Annotated in this window: 17 protein-coding genes and 1 pseudogene; 9 read left to right on the top strand and 9 right to left on the bottom strand. The window is 69.6% G+C overall.

Features of this window, described 5'->3' with window-relative positions; translation table 11 throughout:
• Nucleotides 1–35: 35 nt before the first annotated feature.
• Nucleotides 36–1052 (top strand): beta-ketoacyl-ACP synthase 3, encoded by a 1017-nt coding sequence (locus tag OG579_RS20345; RefSeq protein WP_055792209.1) that lies wholly within the window; start codon nucleotides 36–38, stop codon nucleotides 1050–1052.
• Nucleotides 1053–1077: 25 nt separating this feature from the next.
• On the opposite strand, the gene OG579_RS22030 is transcribed toward OG579_RS20345, so the two are convergent.
• The gene (locus OG579_RS22030) at nucleotides 1078–1263 is read right to left on the bottom strand and encodes a DUF559 domain-containing protein (RefSeq protein WP_408068706.1); all 186 of its coding nucleotides are present in this window, start codon (nucleotides 1261–1263) and stop codon (nucleotides 1078–1080) included.
• Between the two features lie 440 nt (nucleotides 1264–1703).
• Nucleotides 1704–1835 (bottom strand): annotated as a pseudogene (locus OG579_RS22025) (type IV toxin-antitoxin system AbiEi family antitoxin domain-containing protein); the annotation flags it as partial.
• 133 nt (nucleotides 1836–1968) lie between these two features.
• Here OG579_RS22025 and OG579_RS20340 point away from each other — a divergent pair.
• Together OG579_RS20340 and OG579_RS20335 are read left to right on the top strand one after the other, a co-directional pair.
• Nucleotides 1969–3588 carry a peptide chain release factor 3 gene (locus tag OG579_RS20340; RefSeq protein ID WP_328857427.1) on the top strand — a complete coding sequence of 540 codons (1620 nt, stop codon included), beginning with the start codon at nucleotides 1969–1971 and terminating at the stop codon, nucleotides 3586–3588.
• Nucleotides 3569–4336 (top strand): hypothetical protein, encoded by a 768-nt coding sequence (locus tag OG579_RS20335; RefSeq protein WP_328857426.1) that lies wholly within the window; start codon nucleotides 3569–3571, stop codon nucleotides 4334–4336. The genes OG579_RS20340 and OG579_RS20335 overlap by 20 nt, the downstream gene beginning before the upstream one ends.
• 43 nt (nucleotides 4337–4379) lie before the next feature.
• On the opposite strand, the gene OG579_RS20330 is transcribed toward OG579_RS20335, so the two are convergent.
• From OG579_RS20330 to OG579_RS20300, 7 genes are all read right to left on the bottom strand, one after another.
• Nucleotides 4380–5390, bottom strand: a complete 1011-nt coding sequence (locus tag OG579_RS20330) for an enoyl-CoA hydratase/isomerase family protein (RefSeq protein ID WP_328857425.1) — start codon at nucleotides 5388–5390, stop codon at nucleotides 4380–4382.
• A 12-nt stretch (nucleotides 5391–5402) separates the two neighbouring features.
• Nucleotides 5403–7211: an ABC-F family ATP-binding cassette domain-containing protein gene (locus OG579_RS20325; protein ID WP_045821974.1), complete on the bottom strand. Its 1809-nt coding sequence runs from the start codon at nucleotides 7209–7211 to the stop codon at nucleotides 5403–5405.
• On the bottom strand, nucleotides 7208–8152 hold the full coding sequence (locus OG579_RS20320; RefSeq protein WP_328857424.1) for a 4-(cytidine 5'-diphospho)-2-C-methyl-D-erythritol kinase: 945 nt from the start codon (nucleotides 8150–8152) through the stop codon (nucleotides 7208–7210). The genes OG579_RS20325 and OG579_RS20320 overlap by 4 nt, the downstream gene beginning before the upstream one ends.
• Nucleotides 8153–8163: 11 nt before the next feature.
• Complete coding sequence (gene rsmA, locus OG579_RS20315) at nucleotides 8164–9099, bottom strand: 16S rRNA (adenine(1518)-N(6)/adenine(1519)-N(6))-dimethyltransferase RsmA (protein ID WP_328859307.1); 936 nt, start codon at nucleotides 9097–9099, stop codon at nucleotides 8164–8166.
• The gene (locus tag OG579_RS20310) at nucleotides 9063–10184 is read right to left on the bottom strand and encodes a transglycosylase family protein (protein ID WP_328857423.1); all 1122 of its coding nucleotides are present in this window, start codon (nucleotides 10182–10184) and stop codon (nucleotides 9063–9065) included. Before OG579_RS20310 ends, rsmA begins: the two co-directional genes overlap by 37 nt.
• A gap of 71 nt (nucleotides 10185–10255) precedes the next feature.
• Nucleotides 10256–11104 (bottom strand): TatD family hydrolase, encoded by an 849-nt coding sequence (locus OG579_RS20305; RefSeq protein WP_328857422.1) that lies wholly within the window; start codon nucleotides 11102–11104, stop codon nucleotides 10256–10258.
• Entirely contained in the window at nucleotides 11101–11940 is an 840-nt protein-coding gene (locus tag OG579_RS20300; RefSeq protein WP_328857421.1) for a PhzF family phenazine biosynthesis protein, read from the bottom strand. The genes OG579_RS20305 and OG579_RS20300 overlap by 4 nt, the downstream gene beginning before the upstream one ends.
• Before the next feature lie 185 nt (nucleotides 11941–12125).
• Here OG579_RS20300 and OG579_RS20295 point away from each other — a divergent pair, with 185 nt between their 5' ends.
• From OG579_RS20295 to OG579_RS20270, 6 genes are all read left to right on the top strand, one after another.
• Complete coding sequence (locus tag OG579_RS20295) at nucleotides 12126–12713, top strand: LGFP repeat-containing protein (RefSeq protein ID WP_328857420.1); 588 nt, start codon at nucleotides 12126–12128, stop codon at nucleotides 12711–12713.
• Between the two features lie 48 nt (nucleotides 12714–12761).
• Nucleotides 12762–13256 (top strand): GNAT family N-acetyltransferase, encoded by a 495-nt coding sequence (locus OG579_RS20290; RefSeq protein ID WP_045821969.1) that lies wholly within the window; start codon nucleotides 12762–12764, stop codon nucleotides 13254–13256.
• A 71-nt stretch (nucleotides 13257–13327) separates the two neighbouring features.
• The gene (locus tag OG579_RS20285; protein ID WP_328857419.1) at nucleotides 13328–14413 is read left to right on the top strand and encodes a glycerophosphodiester phosphodiesterase family protein; all 1086 of its coding nucleotides are present in this window, start codon (nucleotides 13328–13330) and stop codon (nucleotides 14411–14413) included.
• A gap of 18 nt (nucleotides 14414–14431) precedes the next feature.
• Nucleotides 14432–15343 (top strand): alpha/beta fold hydrolase, encoded by a 912-nt coding sequence (locus OG579_RS20280; protein WP_328857418.1) that lies wholly within the window; start codon nucleotides 14432–14434, stop codon nucleotides 15341–15343.
• 34 nt (nucleotides 15344–15377) lie between these two features.
• Nucleotides 15378–16928 carry a methionine--tRNA ligase gene (gene metG, locus OG579_RS20275; RefSeq protein ID WP_328857417.1) on the top strand — a complete coding sequence of 517 codons (1551 nt, stop codon included), beginning with the start codon at nucleotides 15378–15380 and terminating at the stop codon, nucleotides 16926–16928.
• Between the two features lies 1 nt (nucleotide 16929).
• Nucleotides 16930–18129 (top strand): aminodeoxychorismate synthase component I, encoded by a 1200-nt coding sequence (locus tag OG579_RS20270; RefSeq protein WP_328857416.1) that lies wholly within the window; start codon nucleotides 16930–16932, stop codon nucleotides 18127–18129.
• The last annotated feature ends 1 nt before the right edge of the window (nucleotide 18130 follow it).

Genomic DNA, 18130 nt, shown 5'->3' with positions numbered 1-18130 from the left:
CCATCAAGGCCAACAAGGGCCGCGAGAACGTCGCCATGCTGGGCATCGGCGCCTACCGCCCGACCCGACTGGTGAGCAACGCCGAGGTCTGCGAGACCCTCGATTCGACCGACGAGTGGATCTTCGAGCGCAGCGGCATCCGCAACCGCCGCTACATCAGCGGTGACGAATCGGCACGATCGATGGCGGTGGCCGCGGGCGAGCGCGCGATCATCAACTCCGGGATCCCCCGGGAGAAGATCGGGGCGGTCCTGCTCTCGACCCTGAGCTGGAAGACCAAGATCCCGCAGGGCGCGCCGTCGGTCGCCTTCGACCTGGGCATCAACGGTGTCGCGGCCGTCGACCTCGCGTCGGGGTGCAGCGGCTTCGGCTACGGACTGGGCATCGCATCCGACATGGTGCGGTCCGGTTCGAGCGAGTACGTGCTCCTGATCTGTGTCGAGACACTGTCGGTGGTCCTCGATCCCACCGACCGCAACACGGCCTTCATCTTCGGCGACGGCGCCGGCGCGGTGATCGTCGGACCGAGCGAGGAGAACGGCATCTCCCCGACCGTGTGGGGCAGCGACGGCGAGAACGCCGAGGCCATCGGCCAGAGCTACGACATCATCGAGTACATGGATCGCGCGCAGGAGCACCAGGCGCTCGACCCCGACACCGACCCGGTCAACCGCATGGTGGTCACCATGCAGGGCCCGCGCGTCTTCCGCTGGGCCGCCATCACCCTGCCGAAGGCGTTGGCCACCACCCTCGCCGACTCGGGGGTGTCGGTCGACGACATCGAGGTGTTCGTCCCGCACCAGGCCAACGCCCGCATCAACGAGTTGATGAAGAAGAACCTCGGCTTCGGCGACCACGTCGCGATGGCCAACGACATCGAGAACACCGGCAACACCTCGGCCGCCTCGATCCCGCTGGCGATGGAGGAGATGCTCGCGACCGGCAAGGCCAAGGGTGGCCAGACCGCGCTGCTCCTCGGCTTCGGTTCGGGTCTCACCTACGCCGGCCAGGTCGTCACCCTTCCCCCGAACCCGACGATCACCAGCCTCTGACGCCAGCGGTAGCAGTTCGTATCGCTCACCGACACGCACTGCTACCGCTCTTCGATTGCGCCCCGGAGTGACATGCGTATCCGTCGATCTCGACGGCAACCATCTCGGCGGTGAACGCCGCATCGACGACGTACCCGCACATCGGGTGGTTGACCGTCCATCCCGTGATACGCGCCGATCGCAACAGCCGATGCAGGAGTCGCTCGGCCACCGATCGCGCCCCCGACTCGGCGCCAGCAAGTAGCGTGTGGTGACTCCCGCCCCGCGGCGACCCGGGTATCGCGGGTGCGCGTCGCGCAGTTGGCGGAGCGACACCCTGCCGCGCAGCAGCGCGGAATCAAGGATCTGGCTGCCCGACGATGCCGCCGCCTCGATCACCGTCAGTGGCAGCGCTGTCACAGGCAGGTGACGTCGTTCGACGACGTCGCACGATTCGAGATCGCGGTGCACGACCTCGATTCCCACGACCGGCGTCCCGTGGCGCCCCCGGGGAACCGTGACCGTGGCCGACCGGGGGGCGGCATCGATCAGACCGTGCCACCACGCCGCCGATGTCGAGGACAGCACCGCCCGCGGTCCGAGCGACAGACAAGCGATCCGCATCCTCGCCTGCGTCGACATCGCACGATCGGCGGCGAAGTAGACGCCGCGGCCGACGCGTTCCCATTCACCGGTCACGACGCGCCGCTGGACCGCAGACCGGTCGAGCCCGACGGCGGCGGCCTGGGTCAGCGTCACCACCCCGTCGTGAGCGGACAGCAACGCACGGAGATCTGGCGACATGCAATGTACGACGCCGAAGCCCTCCCGTCGGTTCCGCTCGTTCGATCGGTAGCGGTGTGTGTCGCGCGGCGACACTTACTGCTACGGATTCGCGATTTTCGCCTGACCAGCGGCGTCGCGTAACCTGGCCCCGGTGAGTGCCAGTCCCGACACCGTTGCCCGAGAGGTCGCGCGTCGGCGTACCTTCGCCATCATCTCCCACCCCGACGCGGGTAAATCGACGATGACCGAGGCGCTCGCGCTGCACGCCCGGATGATCAGCGAGGCGGGCGCCATCCACGGCAAGGCCGGCCGCAAGTCGACGGTCTCGGACTGGATGGAGATGGAGAAGGCGCGCGGTATCTCAGTGAGTTCCACTGCGCTGCAGTTCAACTACACCATCTCCGATCCCGACACCGGCGACACCGAGGTCGCGGTGATCAACCTCGTCGACACCCCGGGCCACGCCGACTTCTCCGAGGACACCTACCGGGTGCTCACCGCCGTCGACGCCGCGGTCATGCTCATCGACGCGGCGAAAGGTCTGGAACCGCAGACGCTCAAGCTGTTCCAGGTGTGTCGCCACCGCGGGGTGCCCGTGATCACGGTCGTGAACAAGTGGGATCGACCCGGTCGCACACCGCTCGAACTCATCGACGAGATCAGCGAGCGCATCGGCCTCACCCCGACACCGCTGTACTTCCCGGTCGGGATCGCCGGTGACTTCCGCGGCGTCCTCGACCGGCGCACCGGAGAGTACATCCGCTTCACCCGCACCGCCGGTGGCGCGACCATCGCCCCGGAGGAGTTGCTCAGCGCCGATGCCGCCGCCACACGCGAGGGTGACGAGTGGGCCGCCGCGGTCGAGGAGAGCGACCTGCTGTCGGAGATGGGTCAGGACCACGACGAGGAACTGTTCCTCGCCGGGGAGACCTCGCCCATGATCTTCGCCTCCGCCGCACTGAATTTCGGTGTCCGCCAGCTGCTCGAGGCGCTCGTCGAGCTGGCGCCGCCGCCCGCGGGGCGTGAAGGTGTCGACCATCACGACCGCGAGGTCACCGACCCGTTCAGCGCGGTGGTGTTCAAGGTGCAGGCCGGGATGGACTCATCCCATCGAGATCGCCTGGCCTACATGCGGATCGTGTCCGGCGAGTTCGAGCGCGGCATGGTGGTGACGCACGCCCAGACGGGGAAACCGTTCGCCACCAAGTACGCCCAGGCCGTCTTCGGACGCGACCGGTCCACGGTCGACACCGCCTACCCGGGCGACGTCGTCGGGCTGGTGAACGCGATGGCGCTCGCGCCCGGTGACACCCTCTACACCGACGAGGCGATCGAGTTCCCGCCCATCCCGTCGTTCGCCCCCGAGCACTTCGCGGTACTGCGGGCCGAGAGCGCAGGCAAGTACAAGCAGTTCCGTAAGGCGATGGACCAGCTCGATTCCGAGGGTGTGGTGCAGGTTCTGCGCAACGAGATCCGCGGCGACGCCTCCCCCGTGCTCGCCGCCGTCGGACCGATGCAGTTCGAGGTCGTCACCGCGCGCATGAAGAGCGAGTTCGGGGTCGAGACCTCCATTCAAAACCTCCCCTACTCCCTGGCGCGCCGCACCGACGCCGACAGCGCGGCCGACCTCGGACGTCAGCGCGGGGTCGAGGTGTTCACCCGGAGCGACGGTGTGATGCTCGCCCTCGTCAGCGACAAGTGGCGTCTGCAGTACATCGAGAAAGAGCATCCGACACTGACGTTGGAACCCCTTGTCGCCACGGCGGACTGATCCGACGACACGAACACTCGCACTGGTCGCGGTCGCCGGGATCCTCGGCGGCATCGTCGCCTGCGGTACGCAGACCTCGGGGATCACCGCCGGCGACCGCCCGGGTTCGACGACCGACTCGTCGACGGCACGGGTGGACGCCCGTGTCGACGACTCCGACTGCGACGCGGCCCCGCCCACCGGTGCGGTGACCCGCGCACCGGGTGGCCTGGTGTTCTCCCGCGGTGAGGCACGCGCACGCGTACAACGCATTCCCGCACCGATCGCCCCCGAGCGACGTCCCGGCGAATCCGACCCCGACGACGTCAGCAGCGCAGACGGCTGTTTCTCGTTCCCGCGCTGGGGAAATCGCGACGTCGTGGTGCCGCTCGACAGCGCACTGTTCGTGTTCGCCGACAGCAGCGCCGACGGTGTGATCGTCGAGGTGTCCCTGGCCGACCTCGTCTCCCGCACCGAACTGACCGGTCAGGTCACGGTCGTGGCCGATGGAGACGTGTTCGCCTCGGCGACGTGCCCGGTACAGATGTCGAGCGTGAACGAGGCACGTACCGCAGGGCGTTTCCGATGCCCGTCGGCGGAGTCGGTGCAGACCAACCCGTTCGCGCCCGACGACGCCACCGACTCCGCGGATCGTCTTCCGGAGTCGCCGACCCTGGTGATCCCGGGTCCGTCCGCGCCGTCACCGCCGACGACCACGACGCCACCGCCTGCCGCGGTGCTGTCGGGGTGGTTCGTCCTAGACCGATAGGTCGCCCCCGTCAGTCGCCCGTCAGTCGCCCGTCAGTCGCCCGTCAGTCGCCGACGATACGTGCGATCTCACCGGCGTCGACGGCATCGACCTCGGCGGGGCTGAAGTGGGGGTCGCGGTCCTTGTCGACGAGCACCGCGCGCACACCCTCGGCGAAATCGGGAGTGGCACAGATCTTCTCGGCCGCGCGCAGCTCCCGCTCGAAGCACTCGTCGAGCAGCGACGAGGCCCCGAGCTCGATGAGCCGGGCGGTCACCAGGAGGCTGGTCGGCGACCCTGCCGCCATGAGGCTCACCATCTCCGCGGCCCAGTCGTCGCCCACGGCGCCACGCAGGCCGCCCAGGATCCCGGGAACCGAGCTGTCGCCGAAGTATTCGGCGATCTTCGTCAGCGGTAGGCCGGTGTCGTGGGCGGCGTCGACATCGACACCGAGCCCCAGAGCTTCGACCAGCGGCGCACCCGACCGGATCGAGTCGGCGACCGCACCGAGACGCTCACGGGGCACGTAATGCGTTGCCAGACCCAGGGTCACGGCGTCGGAACCGGTGACGCGGGCGCCGGTGAGGCCCAGCCACATCCCGACTCCAGCGGGCAGACGTGGCAGGAAGTAGGTGGCGCCGATGTCGGGGAAGAATCCGATCGCGGTCTCCGGCATGGCCATCAGGGCCTTCTCGGTGACGACGCGGATCTCGCCGTGCACGCTGATCCCGAGGCCACCGCCCATCGCCGCGCCGTCGATGAGCGTGATGTAGGGCTTGGGGTACTCGGCGATGAGTTGGTCGAGCTCGTACTCGGATCCGAAGTACTTCGTGATCGCCGCCGCGTCGCCGGAGAGTGCGTTGTCGCGGATGGCGCGGATGTCACCTCCGGCGCAGAAGGCCCGCTCGCTGCCCGAGGTCACCAGCACGGTCTCGACGGAGTCGTCGTCGGCCCACCGTCGCAGGACGCCGGTCATGTCGTCGATCATGGTCTGATCGAGCGCATTCAGGGCCTTGGGCCGATCGAGGACGATCTCGCCGACCCCGTTCGCGACCGAGCTACGAATGTAGGACATGCACGTACCGTACTAGCCCCACTGTTCGGCGAGTTCCATCCACTCGGTTTCGGCGGCTTCCTTCTCCGCCACCACCGAGGTGAGCTCGGAGTCGAGTTCGCGGAGGCGGCCGGCGTCGGTCGCCGCGGCGGCGAGCAGTCCGTGCAGCTCGGTCTCGCGGGCGTCGAACTTGGCGATCTGACGTTCGAGCCGCTTCATCGCCTTCTGTGCGTCGCGCTCGGCTCCGGCGTCCCGAACCGGTGCCGCGGCAGGCGAATCCGATCGCCCCGCCACCGACGAGACCGGGGTGGCACCGTCGCCCTGGCGCGCGCGGCGCTGCAGGTACGACTCGATGCCGCCGGGAAGGTTGGTGAGCCCGCCATCGCCGAAGAGCGCCCAGGTGCTGTCGCAGATCCGCTCGATGAGGTAGCGATCGTGACTGATGACGACCATCGTCCCGGCCCAGCCGTCGAGGATGTCCTCGAGCTGCTGCAGGGTGTCGATGTCGAGATCGTTGGTGGGCTCGTCGAGCAGCAGGACGTTGGGCTGCGCCATCAGCACACGGGTCAGCTGCAGCCGACGACGTTCGCCACCGGAGAGGTCGCCGACCGGGGTGCGCTGTCGGGCCGGGGAGAAGCCGAGGCGCTCGGCGAGCTGGCCGGCCGAGATCTCCTTCTCCTGCTTGGTGCCCGCGCCGATGGTGATGCGCCCGGCCACGTCCTCGACCGCCTCGAGCACGCGCATGTCGGTGGGGAGATCGTCGAGTTCCTGTCGCAACCAGCCGATGGACACCGTGGTGCCCTCTTTGCGACGGCCCGGGTCGACCGGTACCTCACCGGCCAACGCGCGCAGCAGTGTGGTCTTCCCGGAGCCGTTGATGCCGACCAGACCGATGCGCTCACCGGGCTGCAGTCGCCAGGTGAGGTTCTCGACCAGCACCCGGTCATCGGGTGTGCGCAGGGTGGCGTCCTCGAGTTCGATGACGACGCGGCCGAGCCGCCGCTTGGCGAACGTCGACAGTGCGACGCTGTCTCGCACGGGAGGGACGTCGGCGATCAACTTCTCGGCGGCCTCGATGCGGTACTTCGGCTTCGACGTCCGTGCCGGCGGCCCGCGGCGCAGCCACGCGAGTTCTTTGCGGGCGAGGTTGCGGCGACGTTCCTCGGCGGCGTCGGCGAGGCGTCCCCGCTCGGCGCGCGCGTAGATCCAGTCGTTGTATCCGCCTTCGTATTCCGTCACCGATCCGTGTGCGACCTCCCAGGTGCGCGTGGCGACGGTGTCGAGGAACCAGCGGTCGTGGGTGACGACGACGAGCGCGCTGCGGCGGTTCACGACGTGGTCGGCGAGCCACTGCACACCCTCGACGTCGAGATGGTTGGTGGGCTCGTCGAGGATCAGCAGGTCGAGGTCCTGCACCAGTGCCGCCGCGAGCGCGACACGGCGACGCTGCCCGCCCGACAGCTCCTCGACGCTGCGGTCGAGTCCCCCGTCGAGGCGGTCGATACCGATACCCGCCAGCACCGCGCGCACCCGCGCATCCGACGCCCACTCGTGTTCGGCGACGTCGAGCGGCCCGAGGACCACGTCACCGACGGTCGACCCGGGCGGCAGCACGCCGCGCTGGGTGACCGTCGCCATGCGGACGCCGCCGGCGATCGACACGCGGCCCGAGTCGGGCTCGGTGATGCCGGCCAGGATCTCGAGCATCGTGGTCTTGCCGCCGCCGTTGAGGCCGACGACGCCGATCCGTTGACCTTCCTGCACACCGAGACTCACCGAGTCGAGCAGCGGGGTGATCCCGAAGCTCTTGCTGATCTTCTCCGCGTTGACCAGGTTGCTCACCGGTCGTCTCCGATCGTCTCGTCGGGCACCACACGTGCGCCCGGGACCGGACCGCTCGCGATCCGGACCGAACGGCAGACGCCGGCACCGGCCAGTTCGGCGGCGACGTCGACCGCGTGGTCGGCGTCGTCGCACAGGAATGCACACGTCGGCCCCGACCCGGACACGATGCCGGCCAGAGCGCCGGCCTCGGTGCCCGCGCGCAGGGTGCGGCGCAGCGTGGGCATCAGCGACAGGGCCGCCGGTTGCAGGTCGTTGCACAGGGCGGGCGCCAGTCGGCGCGCGTCGCCCGCGGCGAGGGCCTGCAGGAGTTCGTCGGGCGGGCCGGCGCGATGTTCCCCGGTCGCCGATCCCGCGCGCAGGTGGTCGAGTTCGCGGTAGACCTCCGGCGTCGACAGTCCACCGCCGGCGACCGCGATCACCCAGTGGAACGATCCGCGCGAGAGCACGCCGACGAGGTGTTCGCCACGGCCGGTCCCGAGGGCGGTGCCACCGCGCAGCGAGAAGGGGACGTCGCTGCCGATACCGGCGGCCACCGACGACAGGTCGTCGCGGTCGATGTCGCTGCGCCACAACCTGGTCAGGCCCACCAGCACCGCGGCGGCGTCGGCGCTGCCACCGGCCATGCCCCCTGCGACCGGGATGCCCTTGGTGATCTCGACGGCGACCTCACCGCGGTGGCCGGTCATGGCGGCCAGTGCGTCGATCGCGGTCCAGGCCAGGTTCGTGTGATCGGTGGGGACGGCGTTCGCGTTGTCACCGATCACCGTGATGGATCGGCGATCGGCGGGCGCGACGGTGACCTCGTCGCTCAGCGACACGGCCTGGAAGACGGTCTCGAGCTGGTGGTAGCCGTCGTCGCGGAGATCACCGACACCGAGGTGGAGGTTGATCTTGGCGGGTACCCGCACACGAACGGGCCGGGGGACGACAGACAGCACGACTGTTCAGCCTAGTCGTTCGGCGGCGGGTCGCCTGCCACGGCGGCCAGGCGCACGTAGTCGGCGACGTCGAGCCGTTCACCGCGCAGCGTCGGGTCGATGTCGGCGGCGCGCAGGCGTCGCTCGGCCTCGGTGGGCGACCCGGCCCAGCCGGCCAGCGCGGCGCGCAGTGTCTTGCGTCGTTGGGCGAAGGCCGCGTCGATGACGGCGAACACCCGACGGCGGGTGACGGCGTCGGTGAGCCACGGCATCTCGCGTCGATCGACGCGCACCAGCCCCGACTCGACCTTCGGTTCGGGCCAGAACACACCCGCACCGACGGTGCCCGCGCGGCGGACGTCACCGAAGAACCGGGCCTTCACGCTGGGGACGCCGTAGATGCGTCCACCGGGTGTGGCGGCCAGCCGCTCGGCGACCTCGAGTTGCACCATCACCAGGGCGGTCCGGATCTGTGGGAGTTCGGCGAGCAGGTGCAGCAGTACCGGGACCGCCACGTTGTAGGGCAGATTCGCGACCAGCGCGGTGGGCGGCACCGGGAGGTCGTCGGCCGAGACGGTCAGGGCGTCGGCACCGACGACGGTCAGACGGTCGGCCTGCGCGGGTGCGTGGTCGGCGATCGTGCGGGGCAGCGCGCCGGCGAGCACCGGATCGATCTCGACCGCGGTCACACCTCCGGCCACGGCCAACAGCGCCAGCGTCAGTGAACCCAGTCCGGGGCCGACCTCGAGGACCTCGTCGTCCGGACCCACGTCGGCGCCGGCCACGATGCGTCGCACCGTGTTGGCGTCATGGACGAAGTTCTGCCCGAGGGTCTTGGTGGGACGGATCCCGAATTCGGCGGCGAGTGCGCGGATCTGGACCGGTCCGAGCAGCCGGGGAGAGTTCTGGGGGTCGCTGCGCCCGTCTTCGTTCAGCGCAGGCCCAATTTCGCCGAGCACGACGGCCAGGCGCCCCACCCCTGGGCGGCGAGGGTCTTCTCGGCGATGGCGATCTGCTCCTCGCGGGTGGCGAGGTCGGCGCGCGGTGCGTACTCCTGGCCGCCCCAGCGGTCCCAGGTGTTCTGGTCGAACTGCACGCCGCCGTAGAAACCGTTGCCGGTGTTGATGGCCCAGTTGCCGGTCGACTCGCACTGCACCAGCTGATCCCACACCGAGCCGTTCGGGACGAACGGGGCGCCGGGCTTGGTGCCGACGTTGACCTGCGCGGCGACCGGCTGCTCGAGTTCCTGCGAGCCGAGCTTGACCCGCTTGGTCTCCTTGCCGTTCACGGTGGTGACCGAGTACGTCACCTGCTGGGTGCCTGGCTTGCCGGGCACCTTCACCTCGCGCTTGTCCTTGACCAGCTCGGGGTCGGGGGTCTCCTTGTCCGGCGCGGTCAGCGGCTCGGTGGCCTCGACCTGCTCGGTCCGGATGCGGGTGACGGCGATGTTCATGTTCGCGGTGACCGGGGTGTCGGCGGAGGGGACGACGGTGTCGTCGCCGGCCAGCGGCGTACCCATGTCGGCGAGCAACTCGCCCACGGTCTTCGCGGCGACCTCGGGGGTCGACTTCTTCGTCGCGTCGACGAGGGTGACCTTCTTCGGCAACGTCACCGACAGGGCCGCACCGTCGACGGGCAGGGTCTCGGTACGCGGGGCCTGCACGTCGATCGTCGGCGACGCCAGGTTCACCTGCGCCAACGCCTGCTCGACGGTGACCGCGTTCGTCTTCACCTCGCGCTTCGTGCCGTCGACGTCGATCACCAGGGTCTTCAGACGGTGAAAGGTGATGGTCTGACCGTCGGCCACGCCGGCCGACGGCTTCGGGCTGACGAGGTCACCACTGGCGGGCTCGTACCCCTGGTCGGCGAGGACGTCCTCCACCGACGAACGCATCGTGGCGACGGTGACGATCTTGCCGTCGACGTCGATCTTCACGGTCTTGTGCATGACCACGCCCATCACGCCACCCGCGAGAAGGGTGAGGAGCAGGGCGGCGACGGCGACGCGCACCTTCGTGGAGTTCGAATCGTTGATCTTGGCTAAAAAAGACACACGTCAGTTTCTTGTCGGGGACGTCGGGTATCCGGCGAGACTCGGCAGGATCACAGAAGGATAACGGCGACCTACTGGTCTGGCAAAGCCAACCGGTAGACCCGGCGGCTGTTGTCGTAGAGGTGCGCCGCGAGTTCGGTCGCGTCGGTGCCGCGGATGTCGGCGAGTGCGCGCACGGTGTACGGCAGAACGTACGACTGGTTCGGCGCCCCGCGGAAGGGATGCGGGGTGAGGAACGGTGCGTCGGTCTCGACGAGCAGGAGCTCGTCGGGGACCACGCGGGCGGCGGCCTGCAACGACGCCGCGTTGGCGAAGCTGACGGTGCCCGAGAAGCTCAGGACGTACCCGCGTTCGACGCACTCGCGCGCGATGGCCTCGTCGCCGGAGAAGCAGTGCATGATCACCGTCTCGGGGGCGCCCTCGTCGGCGAGGACGTCGAGCAGGTCGCGGTCGGCCTCGCGGTTATGGATCATCAGCGGTTTGCCGACCTCCTTGGCGAGGTCGATGTGCCATCGGAACGACTCGTGCTGAACAGATTTCGGCGCACAGTCGTCGGACTTGTCGAGCCAGTAGTAGTCGAGCCCTGTCTCCCCCACCGCGACGACCCGCGGATGCACGGCCATCGCGCGCAGCTCCGCGGCCGTCTCGTCGTTCAGGTCGCCGGCGTGGGTCGGGTGCAGCGCGGTCGCGGCCCAGGCGCGGTCGTCCCATTCCGCGGCGGCGACGGCCCACCGCGCATCGACCATGTCGTCGGCCACCGTCACGACACCGCGCACCCCGACGGCCTCGGCGTGGTCGAGGATCGCCGCGACCGATGCGGCATCGCGCCCACCACACGCGGCGAGGTGGGTGTGGGCGTCGATCACCGGGCTCAACGGCTCGGGATCGGGCGGGGCCTCGCGACGCTTCGACCGGCTCACAGGTCGACCGTCCCGGTGATGGTGGACACAGTGGCCCCACCGACCCAGATGTCGGTGCCGTCGTCGTCGACGAACACCCGCCCGGCGCGACCCATCGCGGTCCCCTGCGCCGCGACGTAACGGGCCGGGATCTCCCCGGTGGCGCGCAGCCATGTGGCGAAACCGGCGTTGAGGCTGCCGGTCACCGGATCCTCGGGAACGCCGTCGCCGGGGGCGAAGGCGCGCACCTCGTAGTCGGCATCGTGACCCGCGCCGCGATAGGCCCCGATGAGTCCGACCTCGTGGTCACCGAGGGCGGCGTGATCGGGCCGCACCTCGAGGACACGTTCGCCCGAGGTCAGCATCAGGCCGATCCACCCGGGCCCGTTGTCGACCCAGTTCGACGCCACCACGTCGGAGGGATGGAGTCCGAGCGCCGCGCGGATCTCGGCGAGCACGTCGGCGTCCACGGGTCCCGATCGACGCAGCGGGGGCGCGGCGAACGCGAGCCGGTCGCCGTCGCGGCGGATCGTGATCAGTCCGGCGCCGCACTCCTGCACGATCACGTCCGCGCGCGGGCGGCCCCCGGACTCCAGCCAGGCATGTGCCGATCCCAGCGTCGGATGACCCGCGAACGGCAGTTCGCCGCCGGGGGTGAAGATCCGCAGCCGGTAGTCCGCGGCCACGTCGGTCGGTGGCAGCACGAACGTCGTCTCCGAGAGGTTGGTCCAGCGCGCGAACGCGGCCATCTGGTCGTCGTCGAGGCCCCGCGCGTCGAGCACCACGGCGACGGGATTCCCGGAGATCGGACCCGATGCGAAGACGTCGACCTGAGCAAAGGGACGGGAGGTCACCATGGCTGCGAGCCTACGTTCCGCCGCCGAACGGACCGACCCGACCACCCGCGGTGTCCGCGCCTGTAACGCATCGCCACCCACACCGATAGTGAGAACAAGCACGCGATGGTACGTAGGCGTACCTGGTCATCGCGCGCCGCGGGGTCGACCGATCCCGACCGAATGCGAGAACCTAGGAGAACACGATGAAGACCACGACGAAGCAGCGCTGGGCAGCAGTTCTGACCGCGGCGGGGATCGCGGGGATGACCGCGGTCGGCCAGGGAGCGGGCGCCGCATCCGCGGACACGGTCATCGACGGCATCAATGTCGGCGGCCGGATCGAGCAGGCGTACTTCGAGAGCGGGGGCGTCGAGAAATGGGGCGGCCCGCGCAGCACCGAACTCCGCGCACGCAACAACGGGCGGTTCCAGGTGTTCGCCAAGGACACCGCGTTCTACTGGAACGCCGGCGTCGATTACGGGCGCGCCCACCAGATCAGCGGTGCCATCCGCGGCAAGTGGGCGTCGCTGAACTGGGAGAACGGCGCATTGGGCTACCCGGTCACCAACGAATTCGGGCAGGGACCCGCGCGGGTCAGCATCTTCCAGGGCGGCACCATCTACTGGTCGCAGAACACCGGCGCCCACCAGATCTGGGGCGGGATCCTGTCGAAGTGGCGGGCGCAGGGCGGCGTCAACTCTGCCGTCGGCCTCCCTGTCAGCGACGAGATCCGCCTGGGCAACAACACGTTCCTGCAGCGGTTCGCCAACGGGGTCATCTACTTCCCCTGATCACGCCGAGCCGATCGTCATCACGCACCCGCGTAGCGTCGGCTCACGATGACATCTGGTGACGCCCGTGACCCCGACGCCGCGACGGGGTCGGTGACGATCGATCGACTCGTCGACCCCTCCGATCCCGACCTCGTCGCACTGCTGACCGCGTGCGTCGCCGACCTCAACGAGCGCTACCCCGACTACTCCCCCGACCCGGTCGTCGCCGGCGCGGAGTACTTCGTCGCCCGACTCGACGGCCGGGGAGTCGGCTGCGTCGGGCTCCGCGACATCGGCGGCGGCCGCGGCGAGATCAAGCGGATGTTCGTGCACGTCGACGGTCGGCGCCGCGGGATCGCGGCCCGGCTGGTCACCGCCCTCGAGGAGCGCGCGGGCGAGCGCGGTATGACCAGCGTGGTGCTCGAGACCGGCATCCGACAGCCGGAGGCCATCGCGCTGTACATCGCCGTCGGCTACACCCCGATCGACGCGTTCGGCGAGTACGCGAGCAGTCCACTGAGTCGCTGTTTCGGCAAGGCCGTGCCGAGCACACGGCACTGACCATCGCGTGTCGCCCGGTGGTCACCGCCGGTTCGCGTCGGGTTGGCCGGAGGCCGTTAGCGTCGGCGCCCATGTTCTCCCCTCGCCTCCGCGCCGCGCGACGCCGCGCGACCCTCCTCGCGGCGGTGCTCGTCACCGCGACCATCGCGTCGTCGACGGCGGGCCTCGCCGACGCCCGGCCCGGTGACCACGGACAACCCCGCCGCGCCGTCGACCTGCAGGCCCATCGCGGTGGCATCGGGCTGACGACCGAGTCCACGCTCGAGGCGTTCGACACCGCGATGCGACTCGGCGTGACCACACTCGAACTCGACACCCAGGTCACCCGCGATCTCCGGGTGGTGATCTCCCACGATCGCAAGATCTCGGGCGACAAGTGCCGCGACACCGCGCCCGCGACCCCCGGCGACCCGCAGTTCCCGTACGTCGGCCGCTACATCCGCGACCTCACCCTCGCTCAGATCCGCACTCTCGATTGCGGTTACCGACAGCTGCCGCAGTTCCCGAACCAGCGACGTGTCCCCGGCGCGAAACTCCTCGAACTGCACCAGCTGTTCGACCTCATCCGCGAGCGTCGGGCGTTCGGCGTGCGGATGAACATCGAGACGAAGGTCGAGGCCGGATCGCCCGAGCAGACCCAACCGCGCGAACTGTTCGTCGGTCGCGTCCATGACGAGATCGCCCGGTCGGGCCTCGCCCGCCAGATCAGCATCGAGAGTTTCGACTGGGGCGCACTGCGGGTCATGCACCGACTCGACCCCCGACTGCCCCTGATCGCCCTGACCAACAGGGACTTCCTCCAGGTCGGCCAACCGGGACGCTCACCGTGGCTCGGCGGTCTCGACGCCGACGACTTCGGCGGCGACCTGGTGCGCACCGCCCGCGCGATCCCCGGCGTCACCGCCATCTCACCAGTGCAGGGCACCCCGCAGGACGGCGCCATCGGCGACGCCGGCTTCGTGCCCTACCCCGACGCCCGGATGGTCGCCGACGCCCATCGCGTCGGCCTGGCGGTGATCCCCTGGACCGTCGACGACCCGGCGACGATGGCCCACTTCATCGACCTCGGCGTCGACGGCCTCATCACCGACTACCCCGACCGCCTGCGCGCGGTGCTGGCGTCGAAGGGGTTGCCGCTCCCGCGACCGGTTCGGTGAGCCGCTAGCGTCGGTCGGATGAGTCGGAACGACACCCGCACCGGAACCGCTCGCGTCGGCGACCTCGACATCTACTACGAGGACACCGGGCCCCTCGACGCCCCGCCGGTGCTGCTGATCATGGGCCTCTCCGCGCAACTCACCATGTGGCCGTCGGGGTTCTGCGAGCTGCTCGCCGCCGAGAACCTTCGGGTCATCCGTTTCGACAACCGCGACATCGGTCTGTCGACCCACCTCGACGGCGTCCGTGTCGGCGGGTCGATGATCGCGCGGATGGTGAAGACCGAGTTGGGCATCGGGAGCTCGGTGCCCTACACCGTCCCGGACATGGCCGCCGACGCCATCGGGGTCCTCGACCATCTCGGCATCGAGCGCGCCCATGTGGTCGGGGCGTCGATGGGCGGGATGATCGCGCAGGTCGTCGGCGGCAAGTATCCCGAGCGCGTTCTCTCCCTCGCGATCCTGTTCTCCAGCACGCTGCAGGCCCTGCTCCCACCACCCGATCCCCGCAAGCTCCTCGCGCTGATCTCGGGTCCGGGCAAAGGCGCCACCCGCGAGCAGTACATCGCCGGATCGGCGAAGGCGATGCAGACCATCGGCAGCCCCGCCTACCCGCTGAGCGACGCCGAGGCCCTCGCGATGGCCACCGAGTACCACGACCGGTCGCACAACCCGGCCGGGGTGATGCGGCAGATGACCGCGGTGATGGGCAGCGGCAGCCTGCGCCGCTACGCCCGGAAGGTCACCGCGCCGACCGTGGTCATCCACGGGAAGGCCGACGGTCTGATGCGGCCCTCGGGCGGCAAGGCCATCGCGCACGCGGTGACGGGGTCGAAGCTGGTGCTCATCGACGGCATGGGCCACGATCTGCCCGAGCCGCTGTGGCCTCAGATCACCTCGGAGTTGTTCGCCAACTTCCGCCGCGCCTGAGCCCGCACGGGTGGACCGATAAGCTCTCCCCACCATGGCATCGGCAGCGAAGACACCGTTCTACATCACCACCGCGATCGCCTACCCGAACGGCGTACCGCACATCGGGCACGCCTACGAGTACATCTCGGCCGACGCGATCGCCCGGTTCAAGCGGCTCGACGGGTTCGACGTCTACTTCCTCACCGGCACCGACGAGCACGGGCAGAAGATGCAGCAGACCGCGGCGGCGCAGGGCATCGAGACCCGAGCCCTCGCCGACCGCAACGCCGCCGCATTCCGCGATCTGCAGCGTGCACTCGGCAGCAGCTTCGACCGCTTCATCCGCACCACCGACGACGACCACACGACGGCGTCGCAGGCGATCTGGCAGCGGATGGCCGACAACGGCGACATCTATCTCGACACGTTCAGCGGCTGGTACTCGGTGCGCGACGAGGCCTACTACGCCGACGACGAACTCACCGTGGCGCCCGACGGCAGCCGCACGGCCACCGCGACCGGGACCCCGGTGGAGTGGACCGAGGAATCGAGCTACTTCTTCCGGCTGTCGGCATACGGGGACAAGCTCCTCGAGCTCTACGAGTCGCACCCGGAGTTCATCGGACCGGCGACGCGGCGCAACGAGATGGCGAGCTTCGTCTCGGGCGGCCTGCGCGACCTGTCGATCTCGCGCACCACGTTCGACTGGGGCGTGCCGGTGCCCGGCGATCCCGATCACGTGATGTACGTGTGGGTCGACGCCCTCACCAATTACCTGACCGGCGTGGGCTTCCCGGACACCGACCCCGATGCGTTCGCCCGGTTCTGGCCCGCCGATCTGCACATCATCGGCAAGGACATCGTCCGGTTCCACTGCGTGTACTGGCCGGCGTTCCTGATGAGCGCGGGCATCGAACTGCCCAAACGTGTGTTCGCACACGGGTTCCTGTTCAACAAGGGCGAGAAGATGTCCAAGTCGGTGGGCAACGTCGTCGATCCGTACACCCTCGTCGAGCAGTACGGCCTCGACCCGCTGCGGTACTTCCTGCTGCGCGAGGTGTCCTACGGGCAGGACGGGTCCTACAGCCACGAGGCGATCGTCGCCCGCATCAACGCCGACCTGTCCAACGAGCTGGGCAACCTGGCGCAGCGGTCGCTGTCGATGATCGGCAAGAACTACGACCACACCGTGCCGACGCCCGGCGCCCTCACCGACGACGACGCCGCCCTGCTCGCCCGAGCCGACGGCCTGCTCGAGACGGTGCGCGCCGAGTTCGATGACCAGGCATTGCATCTCGCGCTCGAAGCCCTGTGGGAGGTGCTCGCCGAGACCAACCGCTACATCTCGGCGCAGGAGCCATGGAAGCTGGTGAAGGTCGATCTCGACCGTGCCGGGACCGTGCTGTGGGTGTGCGCCGAGGTGGTGCGCATCGTCGCGCTGCTCGCCCAGCCGGTCATGCCCGACGCCACCGGGAAGATCCTCGATCTCCTCGCCGTCGACGCCGAGTCGCGCACCTTCGCCTCGATCGCCGACCGCCTCGCCGCGGGTGTCACGTTGCCCGCGCCGTCGCCGGTGTTCCCGCGGTACGACACCAAGAGTTGACGTGACCCACGCGGCCGAGGACCTCGGTCCCGGGCCCGCTCCGGTCGACGTGCTCGGTCGACTCGACGACGCGACGCGGCTCGCGGGTCGGCCCGGACCCGCCGCGGTGATCGGCGACTGGCTGGGCCACGCCGCGGTGATCGCACCCTCGATCCGTCTCGACGCGGGTGTCGCACCGCCGGATCGACCGCACGGGTGGTGGTTCGGCCACGTGTCGTTTCCCGACCGCGTCGCCGAGGCCGCCCTGCCCGCGGCCGTCGGAGGCGTGACCGACGGGGTGCTCGTGCACGACGACGACCGGTGGGCCTATCGGACGATCACCGGAACACCCTGCCCCGGCTGGATTCGCGCGTGTCTCACCCCGAATCCCGCCGCTGATCCACCTCGGCCGTGGACGACCTCGTGGACCGCTCCCCCACGCGAGCCGCACGACGAGGCCATCGGCGCCTGCCTGGCCGCGATCAGGGCCGGCGAGGTCTACCAGGCGTGTGTCTGCACGCGCTATCGCGGCGACCTGCGCGGTGCGGCGATCGATGTGGCGCGCACGGGCATCGCGGCGCTGGCTCCGCGCAAGGCGGCGTTCCTCTCCGGCGGGTGGGGCTCGGTGGTGTCGTTCTCGCCGGAGACCTTCCTGCGGCGCACGGGTGAGGACGTCGTGTCGAGTCCCATCAAGGGCACCGTCCCCGCCTCGACCGATCCGGCCGCGCTGCTCACCTCGGTCAAGGACGTCGCCGAGAACATCATGATCGTCGACCTCGTCCGCAACGACCTCGGACGCGTGGCCGTCGCGGGATCGGTGACGGTGCCGGAACTGTTGGTGACCAGGCCGGCACCGGGGGTCTGGCACCTCGTGTCCAGCGTCGCCGCGCGGGTGACCTCCGCGGTGGGGACGACGCAACTGCTCGACGCGACGTTCCCGCCGGGGTCGGTGACCGGGGCACCCAAGGTGCGCGCGCGAGAGTTGCTGCGACGGTGGGAAACAGACGCCCGCGGCGTCTACTGCGGCGCGATCGGCGTCGTCGCACCCGACGGCGATCTCGATCTCAACGTCGCCATCCGCACCGTCGAGATCGCCCCGGACAACTCGATGCAGCTCGGCGTCGGCGGCGGCATCACCATCGACTCCGACCCCGACCGGGAGTGGCAGGAATGCCTCGACAAGGCCGCGAGCATCGTGGGCCTGCGCCACGTCGGCGGCTGAC

Origin of the sequence: Williamsia herbipolensis (genome assembly GCF_036153515.1) — a bacterium.
Lineage (GTDB): Bacteria > Actinomycetota > Actinomycetes > Mycobacteriales > Mycobacteriaceae > Williamsia_A > Williamsia_A herbipolensis.
Note: the sequence above shows the minus strand (reverse complement) of the source record. Positions and strands in the feature narration are given on the sequence as shown.